A 21,323-nucleotide genomic window follows, 5' to 3' on the forward strand; every position below is an offset into this window, starting at 1 on the left:
ATGCCTGTGTAAAAGTGAATGATTGTTTGGTGTGTGTGGCACTTTGACACTGGACGGCATAAAGAGGTTGTCCAGATGTTGGTGATGAAAATAAAGTTAGTTCATTGCTACACAGAAAGGACAACGCAATGACAGCACTGACAGGTTTGAAATTGACGGCGGCACAGAAGCCCACGCAAATGAGCCCCGTTCAACAACGCCGCAACAAGTTGGCAAAACGCTTGTGGGAGCAAGCAGAGTTGGCGAAAGCACAGCAAACGGGTGGCACATTTGCACCCAAAAAGTTCCGCTCGATTACAGATGCGAACACTGGCGAACGCAAGCAAGTGGAAATGAGCAAACGGGTGAAGGCTTGGTGGTTTGTTGGTGATAACGGTAAGTTGGTATTGAGCGTGAGATACGGCACCAAAGTGCTTGAGTTGGCAAAGGGTAAGTGGGCAGTGGAAGTGGGTAGTGAAAAGGATTTGGTGCCCACGCTTGAACTGCTGAAGGGTGCGGTATTGGGTGGTGAGTTGGATGCACAGATTGAAGCAGCGTCCAACAAATTGCGTGAGGGCTTTGGAGGGTAAGGATTGGGGGTAGAGGGTATGGTTTATTGAAAAGCACGGTTTTTGCCACGCTGCTTGGGTAGGGTGAAAAACCGTGCTTATCGATAAACAGGGGCTGTTGATGCAGCAATATGTGGGCACTAAATACTTGATGAACAAATATTTGGTGACCGTGCGTTTAGGTGGGCAGTTGGTGAAAACAGCGGTCTTTGCTAACAGCACCATCCACGCGAGACTGCTGTGTCAATACAAGTATGGGATGAACAGCATTGCTGTCAGTCCTGTGCGTGTAGATGAAGCAGAAGATGACAGCACATTACTTGACAACACCATCAAGCCCAAGCCACCAACGACACCAGCCCAAGCCCGTATCAACTCGCTCAAGCAAGGCGTGGAGCGTAGTAGAGACCAACTACACGCAGAACGCGAGCGACAACGACAGCAGCGTGAAGCAGAACGCAAACGCAAGCAACAACAGCAACGCTTCTAACGCTGCGTAGTGCTGTGCTTGACAGCGTAGTGCAATGCTGAAATGTTGCAAAACGGCGTGAAAACGCTGGTTATGACGGCGAAATGAAGTGATTAAAAATTCTCGGCGACACGGATGAGAGGTATAGTAAAAATGGTGCGAGATACATTGACAGCAGCGTTTTACGAAACGCAGCAAAAACACGCACACCCCACTTTTGTCACGCTGCAAATGCTTGAGCAAATACGGTTTGCAGTTTGGAGAGGTGCGTTGAAAATCCGCGTGTCGATGGTTCGATTCCGTCCCAGGCCACCAGATTCACCCCACAGTTTCGCAAGAGGCTGTGGGGTTTTTCTTTTTCCGAAGCGTAAAACACACGTTGCTGCCTACGCTGTTGGAACTTTACGTTTACGTTGCTGTGACTTTGCCCTATGACGCACAGCACAGACACAGAGGTAGTGACACAGAACACGCGACTCCGCGTGTCAGTTGCCGCACTCGCAGCAGCACAGCCCAACATTTTGTATTTGCGTGACGGTGACGTGGTGTTGTACAGACGCAGCCGCAGTCTGCTGTATCAGTGCCGTTACCGACTTGCTGACGGTACTTGGCACAGAGTCAGCACACGCAAAGCGTCAGTTGAACACGCCGTTACCGTTGCGTGTGATTTGTATGACGAGTCACGCTACAGACAACGGCTGGGTTTAGCACACCGTACACACACAGTCGCACAGATTGCTGCTGTTTGCTGTGCTGAACTGCGTACAAAAATAGACGGCAGCACTGGCAAAACAGCAAGTCACGATTACCTGTCGTGTATTGAACGCTACTTTGTGCCGTACTTTGGCGAAAAATGTCTTGAACAGTTGACGCACACAGACGTGCGTGAGTTTGAGTTGTGGCGTGACAGACAGATGCGACGAAAACCAGCAACGTCAACACTCAACAACTTTACAAGTGCGTGGAACAAGTTGATTGAAACTGCGGTGTCGCGTGGCTACATTTAAGAACGTGTGCCCGTTCCCAAGTTGACAGCACGTGGCGAGAAAGGGCGAACACGTCCAGCATTTACAGAACAAGAAGTTCAACAGTTGCTGACATTTATGGACGTGTGGCAAACGCAGGGACGTATGGAAGTTGAGAAGGAAATACGTCCGTTGCTGCGTGACTACATTGAACTGCTGCTGTTGACAGGAATGCGACACGGCACAGAAGCAATGAACATCTGTTGGCAGCACATTGAGTGGCACACGCACAAAGACGTACGTTACATACGCATATGGGTTGACGGCAAAACTGGCGGACGTTGGCTCATAGCAAAACACCGTGCTGTTGACGTGCTGCTGCGGCTACAGCAACGGCAAGCAGACATTAAACATTTGACGTTGGACACAGTGCTGTCAACACGTGCCACACACAAAATCTTTCGCTTCAGCAACGCCTACCACCCGCACAGTTTTGTGGGCACGTTTAGACGCTTGATGCGTGATTCGGGTTTAGCACGGACAGCAGAGGGTGAAAACAGAACCTTGTACAGCCTACGTCACACCTACGCTACGTTGGAACTGCTGAACAACAGCACAGACATACACACGTTGTCGAAGCAGATGGGCAACTCAGCAGCAATGATTGAGCGGCACTACTCAAAGTTGACGGCAACTATGGCGGCGTAGAGGTTGGCTTGACAAATTTGTTGATTCTTTTTTTGAGATGTATAAGATGACGAACAGACACTAACAAATTCAACCAAACCTACTAAGGAAAAATATGAAAAATCTCATCAAATTGACATTGGCGGCAAGTGCTGTTGCTCTGCTGGCGGGCTGTGCTACGCCGACAGTAACGCAGGTTGTAAAGCCAGGTGATACAGGTCTTACTTGTGCTCAGATGCAAAACGAATTTGCTGATGTGCAGCGATTGAAAAAAGAAGCAGATGCCGAAAAAAGTGTAACAGGTGGAAATGTGGTCCGTGCATTATTTTTCTGGCCCGCAATCATCGGCACTGCTATGAATGCAAATGAAGCGATTGCTGCTGCTGACAACCGTAGCGTTCACTTAAGCAACTTGATGGCGCAAAAGAAATGCGAAGTTCCAAAGTAAAAAATTGAGTGTTGACTATGACAGCGTATGAATAATACACATTTAGAAATACGCTGTTCAACATAATCGAAAGTCAGAAATGAAAAACACAATCAAACTCTTACTCGCAACTGCCAGTGTTACGTTGCTCGCAGCATGTGGAGGTGGTGGCGGTGGAACTCCTGCTCCTGTTGCATCAACATCTACGTTCGATCTTCGAGCAGCCTACGTTGCTTTATACACAACGCCTTCATCAAATCAATTTACTTTGAATGGCACAGTCAATGGAGTAAGTGTCACAGGATCTGGCACGGCAACTTCGGGTGCTGTGACGACAGGAACTTTTGAAGGTTTGCAATCTTTACAACGTTCACAAACAATTTCCGCAACACTCTCAGGTAACGGTCAAACCTTACCATTGACCGTTACATCAACTGACTGGACTGACAGCAACTATGTGCCGCGAGGCTCAACTGGTGATGAATATGAAGTTGTTGTAGGGACACCAACCATTCCAACAACTGCACGTGTAAACGACACAGGTGTTTTGTATACGGCAACCTTGTATCCGGACAGCCGTAAGCAGTATCGAACTGGTAGTGTGGTTGCTTCTTATGTTGTAGAACCTGAAACAGCAACAACGGCAATAGTGAAGTTGATTCGTACATCTCGCGATACAAACTCAACTATTACAGACATCTCAACAGGTTCTTTTAGAATCGATGCGACAAACAGATTTGTTCGGTTGAATGAGTCACTGATTTCTATATCTGATGCATCAACCCTGACCGTGACGTATCGATAATATGTTTACCGCAACTCATTATTGTAGTGAGTTGCGGCTACAGACTTTACAAACATAGGAACTGAAATGGCAACAGAAAAACTTGACCCACGTGCTGCTCTGAGGGTGTCCTAAATTTTGTGTAAACGGTCAAATGGCAGGAAACTGCCGAACATCCAGAAAGATGAACCATGACCGTAAGCAACGAATTGATCGACCAGCTGCTGGCTGGCTACAAAAAGCCTGAAGACCTCATTAGCGAGAACGGCCTGCTCAAGCAGCTGACCAAGCGCCTGGTTGAGCGTGCCTTGGAGGCCGAGATGACCGAGCACCTGGGCCACACCAAGAACGCCAGCGTGGCCAACGCCGCTGGCAACGCCCGCAACGGCAAAAGCAAAAAGACTCTCAAAGGCGACTTTGGCGAACTGCCCATCGACGTCCCCCGTGACCGCCATGCCAGCTTTGAGCCTCAGATCGTGCCCAAGCACCAGACTCGCTGGACGGGCTTTGACGACAAGATCCTGTCCCTGTACGCCCGTGGCATGACCGTTCGGGAGATACAGGGGCATCTGCAAGAGATGTACGGCGCCGAGGTCTCGCCCAGCCTGATCTCCACTGTCACTGATGCCGTGATGGACGAAGCCAAGGCGTGGCAGGGCAGGCCACTGGAGTCGTTGTACCCGATCGTTTATCTGGACTGCATCCATGTCAAAACTCGCGACTCAGGCGCGGTCAGAGCCAAGGCGGTTTACCTGGCGCTGGGCATCAACATTGCGGGCGAGAAGGAAATCCTGGGCCTATGGATCGCCCAAACCGAAGGCGCCAAGTTCTGGCTGCAGGTGGTCACGGAGCTCAAAAACCGGGGGGTGGCCGACATCTTCATCGCCTGCGTGGATGGTTTGGAGGGCTTTCCAGAGGCAATTGAGGCGGTGTATCCGCAAACGGCGGTGCAGCTGTGCGTGGTGCACATGGTGCGCCACAGCCTGAACTATGTGAGCTGGAAAATGCGCAAAGAGGTGGCCGCTGATTTGAAGGCCATCTATAGCGCTGCAACTGCAGACGAAGCGCTGCAGCGGCTGCAAGAGTTCGAGGACCAGTGGGGCCAAGGCTACCCGACCATTGTGAAATCGTGGCGCAGCAACTGGCAGCGGATCGTGCCGTTCTTTGAGTATCCGCCAGAGATTCAGCAAATCATTTACACGACCAACGCCATCGAGTCGGTGAACATGAGCCTGCGCAAGGTGACCAAGAGCCGTAGCTCGTTCCCCAGCGATGAGGCGTTGCTCAAATTGTTTTACTTGGCGCTGAACAACATCAGCAAGAAGTGGACGATGCCGCTCAGAGATTGGAAAGCCGCCTTAACCCGGTTTACCATTCAGTTCGAAGGCAGGATGCCCTAAGACTGATCCCAGCCCCGTTTACACAAAACTCTACACCCTCGCGTGTCAGTGGTTCGATTCCACTCCAGGCCACCAGATTCACCCCACAGTTTCGCAAGAGCTGTGGGGTTTTTCTTTTTGGGTTCACCGTTCTGCACACGAACCCTGCGCAGTTCCAAAGCTACCATCACCCTCAAAACGGGGCTGGGCTTGCTGAATGACACAGCCACAGCAAGCCGACCAATATGGGTACAAAAACGACGCGCGGATGGGAAAAGGCTGCGTTTCCAAAAACCACCCAACCCTCTCTGCCCAGAGCCCGGCAACCTGCCCAACCCACTGTCATTTATGGGTGAGAGGGGAAACTTGCTTTGCTTCTAAATTGATAAAAGCTATAGTATTACTGTGACCATTCACCCTCGAATGCTCGTCCTGTCACCCTGTCCAGCCCTAAAGGAAATCGTCTGATGTCCCTTTCCATGAGATCCGCTCTTGCCGCTGTTGCCATGATGGCGGCGGCTTTTGGTGTCAATGCCCAGTCCGATTGGCCCAACCGTCCGCTCAAGTGGGTGGTTCCTTTCGCCCCTGGCGGGCCAACCGACTCGATCTCCCGGGTGCTGTCTGCTCGTCTGGCTGAATCACTGGGACAGGGCGTGGCGGTGGAAAATCGAGCAGGTGCGTCGGGCGCCATTGGCTCGGAGTTCGTAGCCCGTGCCGCGCCAGACGGTTACACGCTCGTCTTTGGCACACAAAGCACGCACGCGTCGAACCTGATTTTTTTCCCCAACATGGCCTTCGACCCGATTCGTGATTTTCAGCCCTTGACGCTGGTGGGTACCGCCTGCCTGGCGCTGATCGTGCCGCCGAGCGTTCCGGCCACCAACGTGCGTGAACTGGTGGACTGGATTGCGCGGCAATCGGGCGCGGCCAGCTATGGTACAGCCGCTGCAGGCAGTTCACAGCACGTGGCGGCTGAGCTGCTGCTGCGAAACAGCAATGTCAAAGCCATTCATGTGCCTTATAAAGGCAGCGGTGCTGCCATGCCGGACCTGCTTTCGGGCCGGCTGAGTTTCATGTTTGATAACTTGCCTTCGTCCTTGCCTTTGGCGCGCTCTGGCAAGGTGCGGGCGCTGGCCCAGACCTGCGCCAAGCGCTCGCCGGCGGCACCTGACCTGCCGACCATGGTGGAAGCCGGTTTCAAAGACTTTGTGATCGAGGGTTGGTACGGCGTCTTTGCGCCGGCCCGCACGCCGCGCCCCGTTGCTGAGCGTTTGTCGGCAGAAATCAACAAGGCTTTGCGCCATCCTGAATCGATGGAGCGTTGGAAGACCTTGGGTTTTGACCCCATTGGCAGCAGCCCCGACGCACTGGCCGAGCGACAGCGCGGTGATCTCGATTACTGGCGCCGCATGATCGAATTTACCGGCGTGAAGGTGGAATGAAGTCATGCCTGATTTCGACCTGAAAATCACCGGCGGTATGCTGGTGGACGGTACCGGCAGCCCGCGGCGCCGGTGCGATGTGGGCATCAAGGACGGCCGTGTCGTCGCGCTGGGTGAAGGGCTCGGTGCGGCGCACCAGACGTTCGATGCGCAGGGCTTGGTGGTGGCCCCGGGCTTTGTGGACATCCACACCCACTACGATGCTCAAGTGTTGTGGGACCCCGAACTGACGGTCTCACCCTGGCACGGGGTGACCACCGTAGTGATGGGCAACTGCGGCTTTGGGGTGGCACCGACCCGCCCCGAGCACCGCGACCTGATCTTGCGCACGCTGGAGCGTGTCGAGGGCATGAGCCTGTCGGCTCTGGAGGAGGGACTGGGCAGTCCTTGGCCTTTCCAGACCTTTCCTGAATACATGGACTTGCTTGAGCGCACTGCGCTGGGCATCAATGTGGCGGTGATGGTTGGGCACACGCCGGTGCGGCTGTGGGTGATGGGTGACGAAGCCACGACGCGTGCGGCCAGTGCAGCAGAGGTGGCCCAGATGAAAACACTGGTTCGCCAGGCCATGGACGTTGGCGCCGTAGGCTTTGCCACTTCGGTCTCCAAGGTCCATGTGGGCTATGCGGGCAGACCCGTGCCCAGTCGTCTGGCCGATTTCGAAGAAATGCTCGAGCTCGCACGAGCGGTCGGTGAGTCCGGCCACGGATTGATCCATTACAACGTCGGGCGCGAGCCACTCTGGGCGGCCTATGAACAGCTCTACGAGGTCAGCGGCCGGCCCGTGGTGTGGACTTCGCTGTTGGCCGGCTCGCTGGGGCCGGGCTCTCACCGTCTGCAGCTCGAACGCGCCGCGCAGCAACGATTGAAGGGCCTGCCTATTTACGCCCAAGGCGCTTGTCGGCCGATACAGTTTGAGTTTGACTTTAGATCACCTGTGGTGTTTGACACTTGGGCATCTTTCGAGCCGGTGCGCCTGGCGGACGACGAGGCGCAGCGGCGTGCTGTCTACGCAGACCCGGCGTTTCGCGCCCGCCTGAAGCGACAGGTCGCAGGTCGCGGACCGGACGACGCTTGGTTTGCTGGCAAAGAGGCTGAAGGCGACACGCGAAGGGCGTCCTTTCTGGAGATGGTGATTTCTGGGACGAACGATGCCAGCCTGCTCGAGCGCAAGCTGGTCGATCTGGCGCAAGAGCGGCAGGTGGATCCGGTCGACCTGATGCTGGATCTGGCCCTGGCCAGCGATTTGCAAATGCGCTGGCGAATTGCCCTGCTCAATTTTGATGAAAGTGAGGTCGGCGAGATATTGGCCGACGCCCATGTGGTGCTGGGTCTGGGCGACGGCGGCGCGCACATGAGCCAGTTATGCGACGCATGCCATCCCACTTACCTCCTTGGCCATTGGGTTCGTGAACGTGGTGCTTTGAGTCTGGAAGAGGCGGTGCGGCGTCTGACCTCGCACCCTGCCGATGTATTTGGCTTGTATGACCGTGGGCGGGTGGCCTTGGGATTGCCTGCCGATCTGGTGGTCTTCGACCCTGAGCGTGTCGGTGCCGAACCGCTAGAGCGGGTCTATGACCTGCCTGCAGGGCAAGACCGGTTGATCAGCCGGGCCATCGGCGTCGAGGCGGTTTTTGTCAACGGTCACCGCTTGGGGTCGCAGGCTCATGCAGCCGGTCAGCTGCTGCGGCAGCGGTCCCATGCTGTTGTTTGAGTTGGCCAGAGCCCAAACCAGTTCACCACCGACACCCCACAGTTTCGCAAGAGGCTGTGGGTTTTTCTTTGGAGGCCTCAGGCGTTGTGCAAGACCCCATCGAGCTCTTGCATCGCGCCGCTGCGCGCCAGCTCGGCCAGCATCATGTCCAGCCAGTTGCTCAGGCTATGGCCTTGCCCAAAGCGCTGGTGCAGGTCGCACAAGTAAGGCATGTTCATGGCCCAGGCGCTGAATTCGGCTTTGGAGATTTGGCCCCATTCCAGCAGTTTGAACTTGAGTAAGACCTTGCTGCCGTAACGGGCGTGCCGCACGGGGTTTTGCGCAAAGCCTTCAAGCTTGCTGCGGGCCAGCGCCAGTGCGGGGGCCACTTCGGTGAACACGGCGCCGTGGCCCGGGATGATGGTGGCGGGGTCAAGCCGATCGATCAGGTCCAGGGTTTGGGCCACTTCGTCAAAGGCGTCAATGCCCACCAACTCAGGAAACACCACGCCAAAACCGTTTTGCCAGAGCGCATCGGCCGACATCAGCAAACGGTGCTCGGGGGCGAACAAGATGACCGAGTGCGGGTCGTGCCCGGGGGCCGCGTGCACTTGCCAGTCCATGCCGGCCCAGCGGTGGGTGCTGCCCGGTTGCAGCAAGCCGGTAAAAGCAAAGGCAGGGCAGTTCTGCCCTGTGGGTTGGTAGCTCAGTTCGTCTTCGCGCCAATGCTGCACGGCTTGGGACAGGCCCGGCGGAATCCAGGTTTTCAGGGCCGGGTAATGCGCCTGCAAGGCCTGGTTGCCGCCGCAGTGGTCGCTGTGCAGGTGGGTGTTGACCAGCTGGTCCAGCGTGCGGCCTTGCAGGGCCTGCTGCACCAAGGCCAAGGTTTGGGCCTGGTGGGTGACGTAGCCGCTGTCCACCAAGTTGGCGCTGTGTGAGTCCATCAGCAGCACATTGTTGGCCGACAGCCAGCCACGCTCGAACACGCGCACGCCAGGTGGCAGGGCGTTGTTTGGGGTCATTTGGCGCTGCGCAGGTCGCGGCGCAGGATTTTGCCCACGTTGGATTTGGGCAGTTCGTCGCGGAACTCAATGTATTTGGGGCGCTTGTAGCCGGTGAGCTGGTCTTGGCAAAAACGCGACACGACTTCTTCGGTCAGCATCGGGTCGTTACGCACCACAAACACCTTGATGGTTTCGCCTTGCATGCTGTCGGGAATGCCCACGGCCGCGCACTCGACCACGCCGGGGCAGGTCGAAATGACATTTTCCAGCTCACTGGGGAAGACGTTGAAGCCGCTGACGATGATCATGTCCTTTTTGCGGTCCACGATGCGGGTGAATCCTTGATCGTCCATGATGCCGATGTCGCCGGTGCGCATGAAGCCGTCAGCCGTGAAAGTTTTGGCGTTTTCTTCGGGCTGGTTGAAGTAACCGGTCATGACGTTGGGGCCGCGAATACAAATTTCCCCCGAGCTGCCCAAGGGCAGGCTTTCGCCATCGTCGTCCTTGATGGCGATGTCAATGCCCGGCAGGGGCAGTCCGATGTTGCCGCTGAAGGTCTTTTGCGTGACCGGGTTGTTGGTGCCGATCGCGCAGGTCTCGCTCATGCCCCAGCCCTCGATCATGGCGCTGCCCGTGGCCGATTGCCAGTGCCGCGCCGTGCCTTCAGAGGCGGCCATGCCGCCTGCCTGTGTCAGTTTGAGCGACGAAAAATCGATGGTCTTGAACATCGGGTGCTGCATCAACGCGTTGAACAGCGTGTTCACCCCGGGCAGCACATGGAAGGGACGCTGCTTGAGCACGTCGATGAACTTGGCAAAGTCACGCGGATTGGGCACCAGCGTGATGAAGGAGCCTTGGCGCATGGCCAGCAGGCACAAAGTCAGCGCGAAGATGTGGTACAGCGGCAGCGCAGCAATGCTGTTGACTTTGCGCAGATCCCCTATTTCGGCCAAAGCCGGGGAGAACCAACCCTCGGCTTGCAAGATGGACGCGACCACGTTGCCGTGCGTCAACACGGCCCCTTTGGACAAGCCAGTGGTGCCCCCCGTATATTGCAAAAATGCGGTGTCGTCCATGGTCTGTGCTGTGGGCCGCAGGCTCAGGCCGCGGCCTTGGGCGATGGCTTTGTTGAACGGGGTGACGGTGCGACCGGCGCTCAGGGGCAGTTCGAACGGGGGGACCATTTTGGCCAGGTGCCGCACGGCAAAGCTCAACCAGCGACCGTTGATGGGGCCCAGCAAATCGCCGATCGATGCCAGCACCACATGCTGCACAGCGGTGCGCTCGATCACGTCCTGCAAGGTGGCTGCGAAGTTTTCCAGAATCACGATGGTCGTGGCCCCAGAGTCCTTAAGTTGGTGCTCGAGCTCGCGTGCTGTGTAGAGGGGGTTGACGTTCACGCAGGTGTAGCCCGCCCGCAAAATGGCGGCCATGGTCACGGCAAACTGGGGCAGGTTGGGCAGCATGATGGCCACCCGGCTGCCGGCCTCAAGGCCCTTGTTTTGCAGCCAGGCCCCCATGGTGGTGGACAATTCGTCGAGCTGTTTGTAGCTCATCCATCGGTTCATGCAGACCGAAAACGGGCTGTTGCCGTGCTCGCGGAATGCCCGCTCGAGCAAGTCGGTCAGGCTTTTGTACTGAGAGGTGTCGATGTCGTGGGGCACACCGGGCGGGTAATTTTTGAGCCAAATACGGTCCATGCGCTTATCTCCTGTAGGCCTGCATTGTCACCAGCTCCCGCCGGAGCTGACACAGGGCAATTCCTGAGAGGTGGTCTTGGAGGTCTCACAGGCGACAAAACCCGTGAGAGCCGGGGCCAGGCAAAAGGGCGCACAATGGGGTTAACCCTAGGTTCCAACATGAACACCCCCTCTGATTCGCGTACTAAAAAACTCACTTCCATGCTTCGGCAGTTTTGGCGAAGTGGGTTCGGCACAGCCGATGCGGCGCCGTTGGCTCCGACTGGGGTTGCCAGAAAGAGTGCCAGCTGGGTGCCTATCCGCTCGCTGTCGCCGCGCCACAAGCCGCGCATTGCCCGGCAATTGCGGGCCCTGCCCAACGCAGACCGCTACTTGCGCTTTGGCTATGCCGCCACCGACGAGCAAATTGAGCGTTATGTGCAGGGTCTGAATTTTGAGCGGGACGAGATTTTCGGAGTCTTCAACCGCCGCCTCGAGTTGGTGGCCATGGCGCACCTGGCCTATTCGGTCGACCCAAAATGGGCCACTTGCGCCGAGTTTGGCGTCTCGGTGTCACCGCACCAGCGTGGCAAAGGCCTGGGGGCCAAGCTGTTTGCGCATGCGGTGATGCACGCCCGCAACCAGGGGGTGAACCTCTTGTTCATCCATGCGCTGAGCGAGAACGTGGCCATGCTCAAGATTGCACGCCATGCAGGTGCCGTGGTGCAGCGCGATGGCAGCGAAAGCGAGGCTTACCTGTCTATACCAGAAGCTACCCTGGACAGCCAGCTCAATGGGTTGATGCAAGAGCAAATGGCCGAGTTGGACTACCAGCTCAAAATGCAGGCCCACCAGTTTCGCCAGTGGCTGGACACGGTGCAAGAAATCCGCCGCGGCGTGCGAGATGCACGTCACAGCACGCGCGGGCCTTGAGTGGGCCATGAGTGGACCGTTGGTCATCCAAATCCGCTATCCTTGCAGTCTGTTCACTACAGCATGTCCTGCAAGCCTAGACCGTGTCTGACCCTCACCCCGCGCGCCACGCCGAGCGCGAAGACAAGCGGAGTTTTCTGCAAAAACTCGCGGAGTTCATCCACCCTGGACCCGACTCGACCGATGAGCTGATCGAGACCTTGGCCGAGGCCGAGGACAACCAGATCATCAACACCGAGAGCCGTTTGATGCTCGAGGGCGTGATCCGCATGGCCGACATGACCGCCAGCGATGTGATGCTGGCGGCCCCGCGCATGGACTTGCTCAACATCGAAGACCCCGTGGACGAGTTGTTGCACCAGGTGATCGACACCGGGCATTCGCGTTTTCCGGTTTACGAGGGTGAGCGCGACAACATCATCGGCATCTTGTTGGCCAAAGACCTGCTCAAACTGCAGCGTGCGCCCGAGTTGAACATCCGCGCCCTGTTGCGCCCAGCGGTGTTTGTGCCCGAGAGCAAGGGCTTGAACGATCTGCTGCGGCAGTTTCGCGACAACCGCAACCACCTGGCCATCGTGATCGATGAGTACGGGCGGACAGCCGGGCTGATCACCATCGAGGATGTGTTGGAGCAAATTGTGGGCGAGATCGAGGACGAGTTCGACATCGCCGAGGATGCGGGCGATATCTTTGGTTTGCCCGACCGCAGCTTCAGGGTCAGCGGCGACACCGCCATCGAGCGCGTGGACGAGGCTTTTGGCGTGGATTTGAAGCGAGCGCGGCAGGCCGAAGACGAGCACGATTTTGACACCCTGGGTGGGCTGATTGCCCACGAGATGGGCCATGTGCCGCACCGGGGCGAAAGCTTCGAGCTGGCGGGCCTGCGCTTTGTCGTCTTGCACACGCGCGCTGGTGCGGTGCGCTGGTTCAAGGTGGCGCCCTTGCCTGCTGTCGGCAGCGACCAGCCTGCCAGCGCCAGCAACGCGACTGCACCTGGGCCCGCCGCATGAGCGTTTGGCAGCCACGCGAGCGGGGCTGGCAGACTGTTTGGCCTGCTTTGGCAGGTGCTGCGCAGGCCGCGTCCATCGCTTGGCCGGGCAGTGGTCATGCCCTGGGTTGGTTGCAGCTCGTGAGTTTGACCCTCTTGGCGACGGGCTTGGCCCGCATGGCGCGTCTTGCCAGCGGACCCTTCACGCAGGGCCGTGGGGCCCACACCCTCAAAAAGGCGGCTTGGTTTGGCGGCGTGTTTGCCACGGCCTGGTTGGCGGGGAGTTTTTGGTGGTTGTATGTGTCCATGCACCAGGTTGGCGGTTTGCCAGCGCCTTTGGCTGTGCTGGCCGTGTTGGCGTTGGCAGCGGCGCTGGCGCTTTATTACGCCGCTGCTTCGGCCCTGTGGGTGCATCTGGCGCGGGGCCTGGTGACGGTCCGGCCTGGCTTGGCCAGCGCCCTGTTTGCCGCTTTGTGGACTTTGGCAGAGCTCATGCGCGGGCGCTGGCTCACCGGTTTTCCTTGGGGCGCCGGTGGTTATGCGCATGTCGACAGCGCCTTGGTGGCCTTCGCGCCATGGGTCGGCGTGTACGGCATGGGGGCCATCGCGGCTTGGCTGGCCATGCGTCTGGCGTTGACTGGCTGGCGCCTGGGGGCGCTCAGGCCCCTGCTGGGTGTGGGGTTCTTGGCATGGGCTTTGCAGGCTTTCGGACCGGTGTTCACCACCTCCGCAGGACTGGGGCAGGTGCAATTGCTGCAGGCCAATATTTCGCAGACCGACAAGTTCCAGGCCGCCAGTGGCGTGCGCGATGCGCTGCAGTGGTACGACGCTCAGTTGCGCGCCAGCCAGCAAGCCCTTGTCGTGGCCCCGGAGACCGCCATTCCCTTGCTGCCGCAACATTTGCCAGAAGGCTACTGGTCTGGCTTGCAGGCGCATTTCGCCCAGCCGGGCCGACCTGCGGCCTTGGTGGGCCTGCCCTTGGGCAGTCTGGAGCAGGGCTACACCAACTCGGTGGTGGCGCTGGGGCCGCAGGGCGCTGCGCCCTACCGTTATGACAAATCGCACCTGGTGCCCTTTGGCGAGTTCATACCACCGGGTTTCGTCTGGTTCATCCGCATGATGAACATTCCTTTGGGCGATTTCAAATCGGGTGGATGGGACCAACCATCGCTGGCCTGGCAGGGCCAGCGATTGGCCCCCAACGTTTGTTACGAAGACCTGTTTGGCGAAGAGCTGGCCCTGCGTTTCAAAGACCCGGCCACAGCGCCAACAGCCTTGGTGAATGTGAGCAACATCGCCTGGTTTGGCGACACGCTGGCGGTTGACCAGCACCTGAACATCTCGCGCCTGCGGGCCATTGAGCTGGGCCGCCCCATGCTGCGCGCCACCAACACCGGGGCCACCGCCATCATCGATCACACCGGCCGCGTGACCGACCAGTTGCCACGCTTTACCCGGGGCAGCCTGACGGGCACTTTTGAAGGGCGTCATGGCCTCACGCCCTTTGCCCGCTGGGCTGGTGCCTGGGGCTTGGGGCCGCTGTGGGCGTTGTGCTGTGCGGTGGTGGCTTGGGCTTTTTGGAAGCGGCAAAGGCCGTAAAATCAAGGGTTCGCGCAAAACTTGCGCCCATCCAACTCCGGCCAGCTCGCTGCTGGCTCCGCTTCGGCCATGTTGACCTTCCAGCAGATCATTCTCAAATTGCAGCAGTACTGGGACGCCCAGGGCTGCGCCTTGCTTCAGCCCTACGACATGGAAGTCGGCGCTGGCACCAGCCACACCGCCACGTTTTTGCGCGCCATTGGCCCCGAGCCTTGGAAAGCCGCTTATGTGCAACCCAGCCGACGCCCGAAAGACGGCCGCTACGGCGAGAACCCCAACCGCCTGCAGCACTACTACCAATACCAGGTGGTTTTGAAGCCCGCGCCCAGTAACATCCTGGAGCTGTACTTGGGCTCGCTCGAAGCCTTGGGCTTTGACCTCAAGAAAAACGACATCCGCTTCGTTGAAGACGATTGGGAAAACCCCACCCTTGGCGCTTGGGGCTTGGGCTGGGAAGTCTGGCTCAACGGAATGGAAGTCACGCAGTTCACCTACTTCCAGCAAGTGGGCGGCATCGACTGCAAACCGATCACCGGCGAGATCACCTATGGGCTGGAGCGCTTGGCCATGTACCTGCAGGGCGTGGACAACGTCTACAACCTGAAGTGGACCGACACCCTGAGTTATGGCGATGTGTATTTGCAAAACGAGCAAGAGCAGTCGGCTTACAACTTTGAGCATTCGGACGCTGACTTCTTGTTCACCGCTTTCAGTGCGCACGAAAAACAAGCCCAGAACCTGATCGTTCAGCAGCTGGCCTTGCCCGCCTACGAGCAAGTGCTCAAGGCCGCACACACCTTCAACCTGCTGGACGCGCGCGGCGCGATCAGCGTGACCGAGCGCGCCGCCTACATCGGCCGCATCCGCAACCTGGCCCGCAGCGTGGCGCAGAGTTATTACGAGAGCCGCGAACGTCTGGACTTCCCGATGGCCCCGCGTGAATGGGTTGCCCAAATGCCCAAGAAAGCCGCGTGAGGAGCACGACATGACGACACAAAATTTGCTGGTGGAATTGTTTGTGGAAGAGCTGCCGCCGAAGGTGCTCAACAAACTCGGCGCTGCTTTCTCTGGCGTGCTGGCCGAACAACTCAAGGCCCAGGGTTTGGCTGCGGCCGACGCGGTGGTGACGGCTTTTGCATCGCCCCGCCGCTTGGCCGCACATGTGACCAGCGTGCTGGCGCAAGGTGCCGACAAAGCCGTGCAGCAAAAGCTGATGCCCGTGGCCGTGGGCCTGGATGCGGCGGGCAACGCCACCCCCGCTTTGCTCAAAAAACTGCAAGCCCTGGGAGCGGATGTGAGCGACCCAGCCGCTGCCGTGGCTGCGCTCAAGCGTGCGCCAGATGGCAAAGCCGAAGCCCTGTTTTACGACAGCATCGTGAAAGGCGCTTCGCTGCAAGCGGGTCTGCAAAAGGCGCTGGATGAAACGCTGGCCAAGCTGCCGATCCCCAAAGTCATGCAGTATCAGCTTGAAACCGATTGCGAATTACCAGGTTGGAGCAGTGTGAACTTTGTGCGCCCAGCGCACAGCCTGATTGCCTTGCATGGCAGCACCGTGGTACCGGTCAAGGCGCTGGGCCTGACAGCCGGCAACAGCACACAAGGCCACCGCTTTGAGGCCAAGGTCTCGCCCGTCGTGCTGCCGCATGCGGACCAATACGACGAAGTGCTCAAGCGCGATGGCTCGGTCATCGCCAGCTTTGCTGAGCGTCGCGCCGAGATCGTGCACCAGCTGAATGCTGCTGCTGCCAAGGTGGGCAACGGTGCCCGTCCGATCGAAGACGAAGCCCTGCTCGACGAAGTGACCGCCCTGGTCGAGCGCCCCAATGTGCTGACCTGCCAGTTCGAGACCGAGTTCTTGGGGGTCCCGCAAGAGTGCCTGATCCTCACGATGAAGGCCAATCAGAAATACTTTCCCTTGATCGATGCCTCGGGCAAGCTGACGAACCGTTTTTTGGTGGTGAGCAACATCACGCCCGACGACGCTTCGTTGGTGATCGGCGGCAACGAGCGCGTGGTGCGCCCGCGCCTGGCCGATGCCAAATTCTTCTTTGACCAAGACCGCAAGAAAACACTAGAGTCACGCGTCGACGGACTGTCCAAGGTGGTTTATCACAACAAGCTGGGCACTCAGGGCGAGCGCATGGCGCGTGTGTGCGCCATCGCTAAGGCCATCGGCCAGCAAGTGGGCGGCGATGCGCTGGCGGCGCAAGCCGAACAGGCCGCACGCTTGGCCAAGACCGATTTGCTGACCGACATGGTCGGCGAGTTCCCTGAACTGCAGGGCATCATGGGCGGCTATTACGCCCGCCACGATGGCCTGAGTACCGAGGTAGCCGAAGCCATCGAAGACCACTACAAACCCCGCTTTGCCGGTGACGACTTGCCCCGCAACCCAGTGGGCTTGGTGGTCGCTCTGGCCGATAAGCTCGAAACCCTGGTCGGCATGTTCGGCATCGGCAACGCGCCTACCGGTGACAAAGACCCGTTCGCGCTGCGCCGCCATGCTTTGGGCGTGATCCGCATGCTGATCGAAAAAGACGTGGCACTGGGCTTGCCCGAATTGCTGGCGCTGTCTGCCCCCGTGTTTGGCGACAAGATCACGGGCGGCACAGAGGCCTTGATCGACTTCGTTTACGACCGCCTGTCGGGCAGCCTGCGCGAGCAAGGCTTCAGCGCGCAAGAGGTCGATGCCATTATGGCCTTGCGTCCTTCCCGTCTGGGGCAGGTCAACCAGTGCCTTTCGGCCGTGCGCGCCTTTGCCGCCTTGCCCGAGAGCCCTGCCTTGGCTGCGGCCAACAAGCGCATCGGCAACATTCTCAAAAAGGCCGGAGAGGTGGACGCCCACGTCAATCCCGCCTTGCTTCAGGAAGACGCCGAGAAAGGCCTGTTTGCGGTCATGCAACGGCTTCTACCCGAATCCGAATCGCAGTTTAATGCTGGTGACTACACCGCCAGCTTGCAAACCCTGGCCGCACTGCGCGCCCCGGTGGACGCTTTTTTTGACGACGTGATGGTCAACGCCGAAGAAATGGACCTGCGCTTGAACCGCCAGGGCCTGCTCAAGTCGCTGCATGTGGCCATGAACCGCGTGGCAGACTTGTCGCGTCTGGCGGCTTGATCGACCGACCCTAGCAAGTTTCCTTACCCGAGCGCGCATGAGCACCCATTTGAAACTCGTCATCCTCGACCGCGACGGCACCATCAACCGCACGGGTGACGAGTTCGTCAAATCGCCGGACGAGTGGCAGCCTTTACCCGGGGCGCTGGAAGCAATCAGCCGTCTGAACCACGCGGGTTTTCATGTGGTGCTGGCCACCAACGAGTCGGGCCTGGGTCGGGGCCTGTTTGACATGGCCGCCTTCAATGCTGTGCACAGCCACCTGATCAAAAAATTGGCGGCTGTGGGCGGGCGCATCGATGCCTTCTTCTATTGCCCGCATGCGGCCGATGAGGGTTGTGGTTGCCGCAAACCCTGGCCGGGTCTTTTCTCGCAAATTGCCGAGCGCTATGGCGTGGACCTGAACGGTGTGCCCTGCATTGGCAACAGCCTGATCGACATGCAAGTCGCCGAAGTGGTGGGTTGCGTGCCGCACCTGGTGCTGAGTGGCCGTCATCCCGAATGGCTGGGGCAAGCTTTGCCACCGGGTTTTCCGGTCGGCACACAGGTGCATACCGATCTGGCCGCCTGTGTCGATCATTTACTGGGCTCTGAATCGGGCTCGCGCTTACCTTTGACAACGACGCCAACATGAATTTCATCCGCTCTCTGGTCCATGTGTTGTGGATGGCCATCACCGTCATCCCTTGGGCCCTGTTTGTGGTGCTGATCTCTTATTTCGTCAGCAGCACACGCCTGTATTGGTTTTGCGCGGGCTGGTTGCGCCTGGCGGTGAACAGCGGCACCTGGATTTTGGGTATCAAAAACCGCATCCAGGGCATGGAAAACTTGCCCCAGGGCACCAAGGACCCAGCCGTCTTGTTGGTCAAACACCAGTCGACCTGGGAGACCTTTGTGATGCCCGCGATCATGCCGCACCCCTTAGCCTATGTGTTCAAAAAAGAGCTGCTGCACGTCCCGTTCTTTGGCTGGGCCATGGCGCGCATGGACATGATCCACATCGACCGCAAGCAGCGCTCGCGTGCCTTTGCCAAGGTGGTTCAGCAAGGCCGCAGGCTGATGGCCGAGGGGGTTTGGGTCATCATGTTCCCCGAAGGCACACGCATTCCGCGGGGCCAAAAAGGCGAGTACAAAAGCGGCGGTGCGCGCCTGGCCATTGCGGCCGGTGTGCCGGTGATCCCGATTGCCGTCACCTCGGCGCGTTGCTGGCCGACACGGGCCTTCGTCAAAAAACCCGGGGTGGTGGACATCTCGATTGGCCGCGCCATTCCGAGCGAAGGCCGCAGTGCCGACGAGTTGATGCAAGAGGTCGAGACCTGGATCGAATCTGAAATGCACCGCCTTGACCCCGAGGCTTACCCCGCTGTCTCCGGGCAATGATCAGGGCTGGGCGAAGCATGCGCGCGCCTTTGCAGTTTGTGCTGGACTTTTTCACTGGGGGTGACCCGGTGCAGCCCGCACCGCCCGCCTCGGTCGCCCCCACAGCAGATGCGCGTGTGCCGGATGTTTCATCTGCACCTTCTTCGCCTTCTGCGTCAGTCCCCAGCACAGGGGATCAAGAAACGCCTTTGGCTCACCCAGAAAACAGTCCCTGGGGCTTTATCCACCCCGCCGCCAACCGCCACGCCCAGCTGCAGGGCGTCACGGTGTCTTACCGTTTTGAACGCTCGCGCCGCAAGAGCATCGGCTTTCTGGTGGGGGCTGATGGTTTGGTGGTGCGATCGCCCAACTGGGTGACGATGCGCGAGGTGGATGCCGCGGTGCAAGAAAAAGGCGCCTGGATAGTGGCCAAGTTGCAGCAATTCAAAGAGCGGCAGACCGAACAGTTTCATAAAGCCATTGAGTGGCGGCACGGGGCCGAGGTGCCGTTTTTGGGGCGCACCGTGCAGCTGTGTGTGCTTGAGCGCGGTGTAGGGCGCGTGCTGGGTCAAGACATTCCGCCCGAGCAGGTGCTGCCCGTGACGGTGCCGCCCGGTGCCTCGGTGACCCAGGTGCGCGATGCTGCGCAGGCTTGGCTCAAAAAGCAGGCCAAAGTCCTGTTTGAAGAGCGCCTGCACCACTTTGCACCCCTGTTGGGCGTGCGTTGGCAAAAGCTCAGCCTGTCCAGCGCCAGCACGCGTTGGGGAAGCGCCCGCGTCGACGGTCACATCCGCCTGAATTGGCGGCTCATCCACTTGCCCATCAGCCAGATCGACTACGTGGTAGTCCACGAGTTGGCCCACCTGCGCGAGATGAACCACAGCCCCCGATTTTGGGAGACCGTGGGCGAGGTCATGCCCGACTACGCAGAGCGCCGCAAAGCCTTGCGCCAGGCACCGGTGGATCTCAAAGAAGACTGAGGCGTGCCTCGGGTGAAGGCGCGTCTGACGGACTGGTGCTGAACCGCACCACCCCATCGGATCCTCGATCGCGCTGCATTTGACCGGACAGCCACAGCAGGTTCAGGTGGGCCACGGCTTCGCCCAAGGCGAAGGTGGTTTGGTGTACGTCCAAGGGGCGTTTGAAGAGCACGGGCAGCAGTTCGTGGGCGCAGTGCGCTTGCAATGTGCAGGCGCTCAGCAGTTCGGCAAGGCGATCTTGGTGGTGGGTTTGCAGTTGCGCAATGCGCGTGGCTGCGCCTTGAAACGGCCGCCCGTGCGAGGGCAACACCAAGGTGGTGTCCGGCAGGTGCGCCATGCGCTGCAGCGAGCCCAGAAACAGCTGCAGCGGGTTGCTGTCGGGCTCCATCGCATACACACTGACATTGGTGGAAATGGACGGCAGCAGCATGTCACCGCTGATCATCAACTGCTGTTGCGCATCGAGCAAAGCCATGTGTTCGGGCGAGTGACCATAGCCGCTGATGCACTGCCAGATGCGCTCGCCAATGCGCACACGCGCACCGTCCATCAAGCGCACATAAGCGTTGGGGATCTTCGGAACCATGCTGGGGTAATAACCGACACGGGCCTGCACCTGAGCCAGTTCGTCGGGTTGGCTCCAGCCATGCGCGGTGAAAAAAGCCACGGTAGGTGCCCCGCCAAAATTGGACAGTCCGCTGCAAGCGAGCAGCGACGACTGGTATTCGCTGGTGCTCATCCACAAAGGGGCTTGCCAGCGCTCGCACAACCAATGGGCCAGGCCCATGTGGTCGGGGTGCATGTGCGTGACCAGCACGCGCAGGATCGGCAAGCCTTGCAGCGCCTGCGTTTCGATCTGCTGCCAGGCCTCTCGGGTGGCAGGGTTGTCGACGCCGCAGTCCACCGCCGTCCATCCCTCTTGCATCACGCCGGATTGCGTGGGGTGGGGCAGACGGTCACGCAGCAGCCACAGGTTGATGTGGTTGAGGGCAAAGGGAAGGCCCATGCGCAACCAGAACACACCAGGTGCCACTTCGGTGACCGTGCCGGACTGCGGCAGGTGCTCGCCCAGGGGATAAAGCAGCGGCGGCATGGCCGTTCGCAACTCGGGGGCGGGCGGGGCGTGGGACGAATCAGGCATGCGGGGGGTGGTTTCGGTTAGCATTCGGACCATTGACGTTAACGTTAACGTCAAATATGAATCGTTATTCTAGGAGGCAGCTTTTCGCAAGGCTGTCCCCCTTGCGCAAGACGGTGAGGACCCCACGC

General features: G+C 58.9%; 20 protein-coding genes. 17 read left to right on the forward strand and 3 right to left on the reverse strand.

The features are described from left to right. The first annotated feature begins 128 nt into the window (after nt 1-128). The 9 genes from B9Z49_RS16830 to B9Z49_RS16860 all read left to right on the forward strand — a co-directional run bounded on the left by B9Z49_RS16830 (nt 129) and on the right by B9Z49_RS16860 (nt 8,415). A complete protein-coding gene (locus B9Z49_RS16830) occupies nt 129-569 on the forward strand; it encodes a DUF6641 family protein (protein ID WP_108354598.1) in 441 nt (146 codons plus the stop codon). A 73-nt stretch (nt 570-642) separates the two neighbouring features. After that, nucleotides 643-1,038, forward strand: a complete 396-nt coding sequence (locus B9Z49_RS16835; RefSeq protein ID WP_233254675.1) for a hypothetical protein — start codon at nt 643-645, stop codon at nt 1,036-1,038. Between the two features lie 461 nt (nt 1,039-1,499). Continuing rightward, complete coding sequence (locus B9Z49_RS22280) at nt 1,500-2,024, forward strand: hypothetical protein (protein WP_233254676.1); 525 nt, start codon at nt 1,500-1,502, stop codon at nt 2,022-2,024. A gap of 6 nt (nt 2,025-2,030) precedes the next feature. Beyond that, nucleotides 2,031-2,690 (forward strand): tyrosine recombinase XerC, encoded by a 660-nt coding sequence (xerC, locus tag B9Z49_RS16840; protein ID WP_233254677.1) that lies wholly within the window; start codon nt 2,031-2,033, stop codon nt 2,688-2,690. Between the two features lie 94 nt (nt 2,691-2,784). After that, on the forward strand, nt 2,785-3,117 hold the full coding sequence (locus tag B9Z49_RS16845) for a hypothetical protein (RefSeq protein ID WP_108354600.1): 333 nt from the start codon (nt 2,785-2,787) through the stop codon (nt 3,115-3,117). 79 nt (nt 3,118-3,196) lie between these two features. Further along, nucleotides 3,197-3,901 (forward strand): hypothetical protein, encoded by a 705-nt coding sequence (locus tag B9Z49_RS21665; RefSeq protein WP_146188554.1) that lies wholly within the window; start codon nt 3,197-3,199, stop codon nt 3,899-3,901. A 170-nt stretch (nt 3,902-4,071) separates the two neighbouring features. Next, a complete protein-coding gene (locus B9Z49_RS16850) occupies nt 4,072-5,280 on the forward strand; it encodes an IS256 family transposase (RefSeq protein ID WP_108354601.1) in 1,209 nt (402 codons plus the stop codon). Between the two features lie 458 nt (nt 5,281-5,738). Next, entirely contained in the window at nt 5,739-6,701 is a 963-nt protein-coding gene (locus tag B9Z49_RS16855; RefSeq protein ID WP_158273527.1) for a tripartite tricarboxylate transporter substrate binding protein, read from the forward strand. Between the two features lie 4 nt (nt 6,702-6,705). Continuing rightward, nucleotides 6,706-8,415: an amidohydrolase family protein gene (locus tag B9Z49_RS16860; RefSeq protein WP_108354603.1), complete on the forward strand. Its 1,710-nt coding sequence runs from the start codon at nt 6,706-6,708 to the stop codon at nt 8,413-8,415. A 77-nt stretch (nt 8,416-8,492) separates the two neighbouring features. Here the strand turns inward: B9Z49_RS16860 and B9Z49_RS16865 are convergent, their stop codons facing one another. Further along, nucleotides 8,493-9,416 (reverse strand): MBL fold metallo-hydrolase, encoded by a 924-nt coding sequence (locus B9Z49_RS16865; protein ID WP_108354604.1) that lies wholly within the window; start codon nt 9,414-9,416, stop codon nt 8,493-8,495. Then, complete coding sequence (locus tag B9Z49_RS16870; RefSeq protein ID WP_108354605.1) at nt 9,413-11,098, reverse strand: AMP-binding protein; 1,686 nt, start codon at nt 11,096-11,098, stop codon at nt 9,413-9,415. The genes B9Z49_RS16865 and B9Z49_RS16870 overlap by 4 nt, the downstream gene beginning before the upstream one ends. 159 nt (nt 11,099-11,257) lie before the next feature. Between B9Z49_RS16870 and B9Z49_RS16875 the strand changes: the two genes are divergently transcribed. The 8 genes from B9Z49_RS16875 (at nt 11,258) to B9Z49_RS16910 (ending at nt 20,054) form a co-directional block, all read left to right on the forward strand. Continuing rightward, a complete protein-coding gene (locus tag B9Z49_RS16875) occupies nt 11,258-12,010 on the forward strand; it encodes a GNAT family N-acetyltransferase (protein WP_233254678.1) in 753 nt (250 codons plus the stop codon). Between the two features lie 83 nt (nt 12,011-12,093). After that, nucleotides 12,094-13,020, forward strand: a complete 927-nt coding sequence (locus B9Z49_RS16880) for an HlyC/CorC family transporter (protein WP_108354607.1) — start codon at nt 12,094-12,096, stop codon at nt 13,018-13,020. Next, the gene (gene lnt / locus B9Z49_RS16885) at nt 13,017-14,597 is read left to right on the forward strand and encodes an apolipoprotein N-acyltransferase (protein ID WP_108354608.1); all 1,581 of its coding nucleotides are present in this window, start codon (nt 13,017-13,019) and stop codon (nt 14,595-14,597) included. Before B9Z49_RS16880 ends, lnt begins: the two co-directional genes overlap by 4 nt. Before the next feature lie 69 nt (nt 14,598-14,666). Further along, a complete protein-coding gene (gene glyQ / locus B9Z49_RS16890) occupies nt 14,667-15,572 on the forward strand; it encodes a glycine--tRNA ligase subunit alpha (protein WP_108354609.1) in 906 nt (301 codons plus the stop codon). Between the two features lie 10 nt (nt 15,573-15,582). Then, nucleotides 15,583-17,715: a glycine--tRNA ligase subunit beta gene (gene glyS / locus B9Z49_RS16895; RefSeq protein ID WP_108354610.1), complete on the forward strand. Its 2,133-nt coding sequence runs from the start codon at nt 15,583-15,585 to the stop codon at nt 17,713-17,715. A 37-nt stretch (nt 17,716-17,752) separates the two neighbouring features. After that, nucleotides 17,753-18,349, forward strand: a complete 597-nt coding sequence (gmhB, locus tag B9Z49_RS16900) for a D-glycero-beta-D-manno-heptose 1,7-bisphosphate 7-phosphatase (RefSeq protein ID WP_108354611.1) — start codon at nt 17,753-17,755, stop codon at nt 18,347-18,349. Further along, nucleotides 18,346-19,095, forward strand: coding sequence for a 1-acyl-sn-glycerol-3-phosphate acyltransferase (locus B9Z49_RS16905; RefSeq protein WP_108354612.1), 750 nt, complete (start codon nt 18,346-18,348; stop codon nt 19,093-19,095). The genes gmhB and B9Z49_RS16905 overlap by 4 nt, the downstream gene beginning before the upstream one ends. Nucleotides 19,096-19,112: 17 nt before the next feature. Then, nucleotides 19,113-20,054 (forward strand): M48 family metallopeptidase, encoded by a 942-nt coding sequence (locus B9Z49_RS16910; protein WP_108354655.1) that lies wholly within the window; start codon nt 19,113-19,115, stop codon nt 20,052-20,054. Here the strand turns inward: B9Z49_RS16910 and B9Z49_RS16915 are convergent. Continuing rightward, entirely contained in the window at nt 20,041-21,195 is a 1,155-nt protein-coding gene (locus B9Z49_RS16915) for an MBL fold metallo-hydrolase (protein WP_108354656.1), read from the reverse strand. The two genes, B9Z49_RS16910 and B9Z49_RS16915, sit on opposite strands and share 14 nt — an antisense overlap. Between the last annotated feature and the right edge of the window lie 128 nt (nt 21,196-21,323).

The sequence above is a fragment of the Limnohabitans sp. 2KL-51 genome (assembly GCF_003063645.1).
GTDB lineage: Bacteria > Pseudomonadota > Gammaproteobacteria > Burkholderiales > Burkholderiaceae_C > Limnohabitans_A.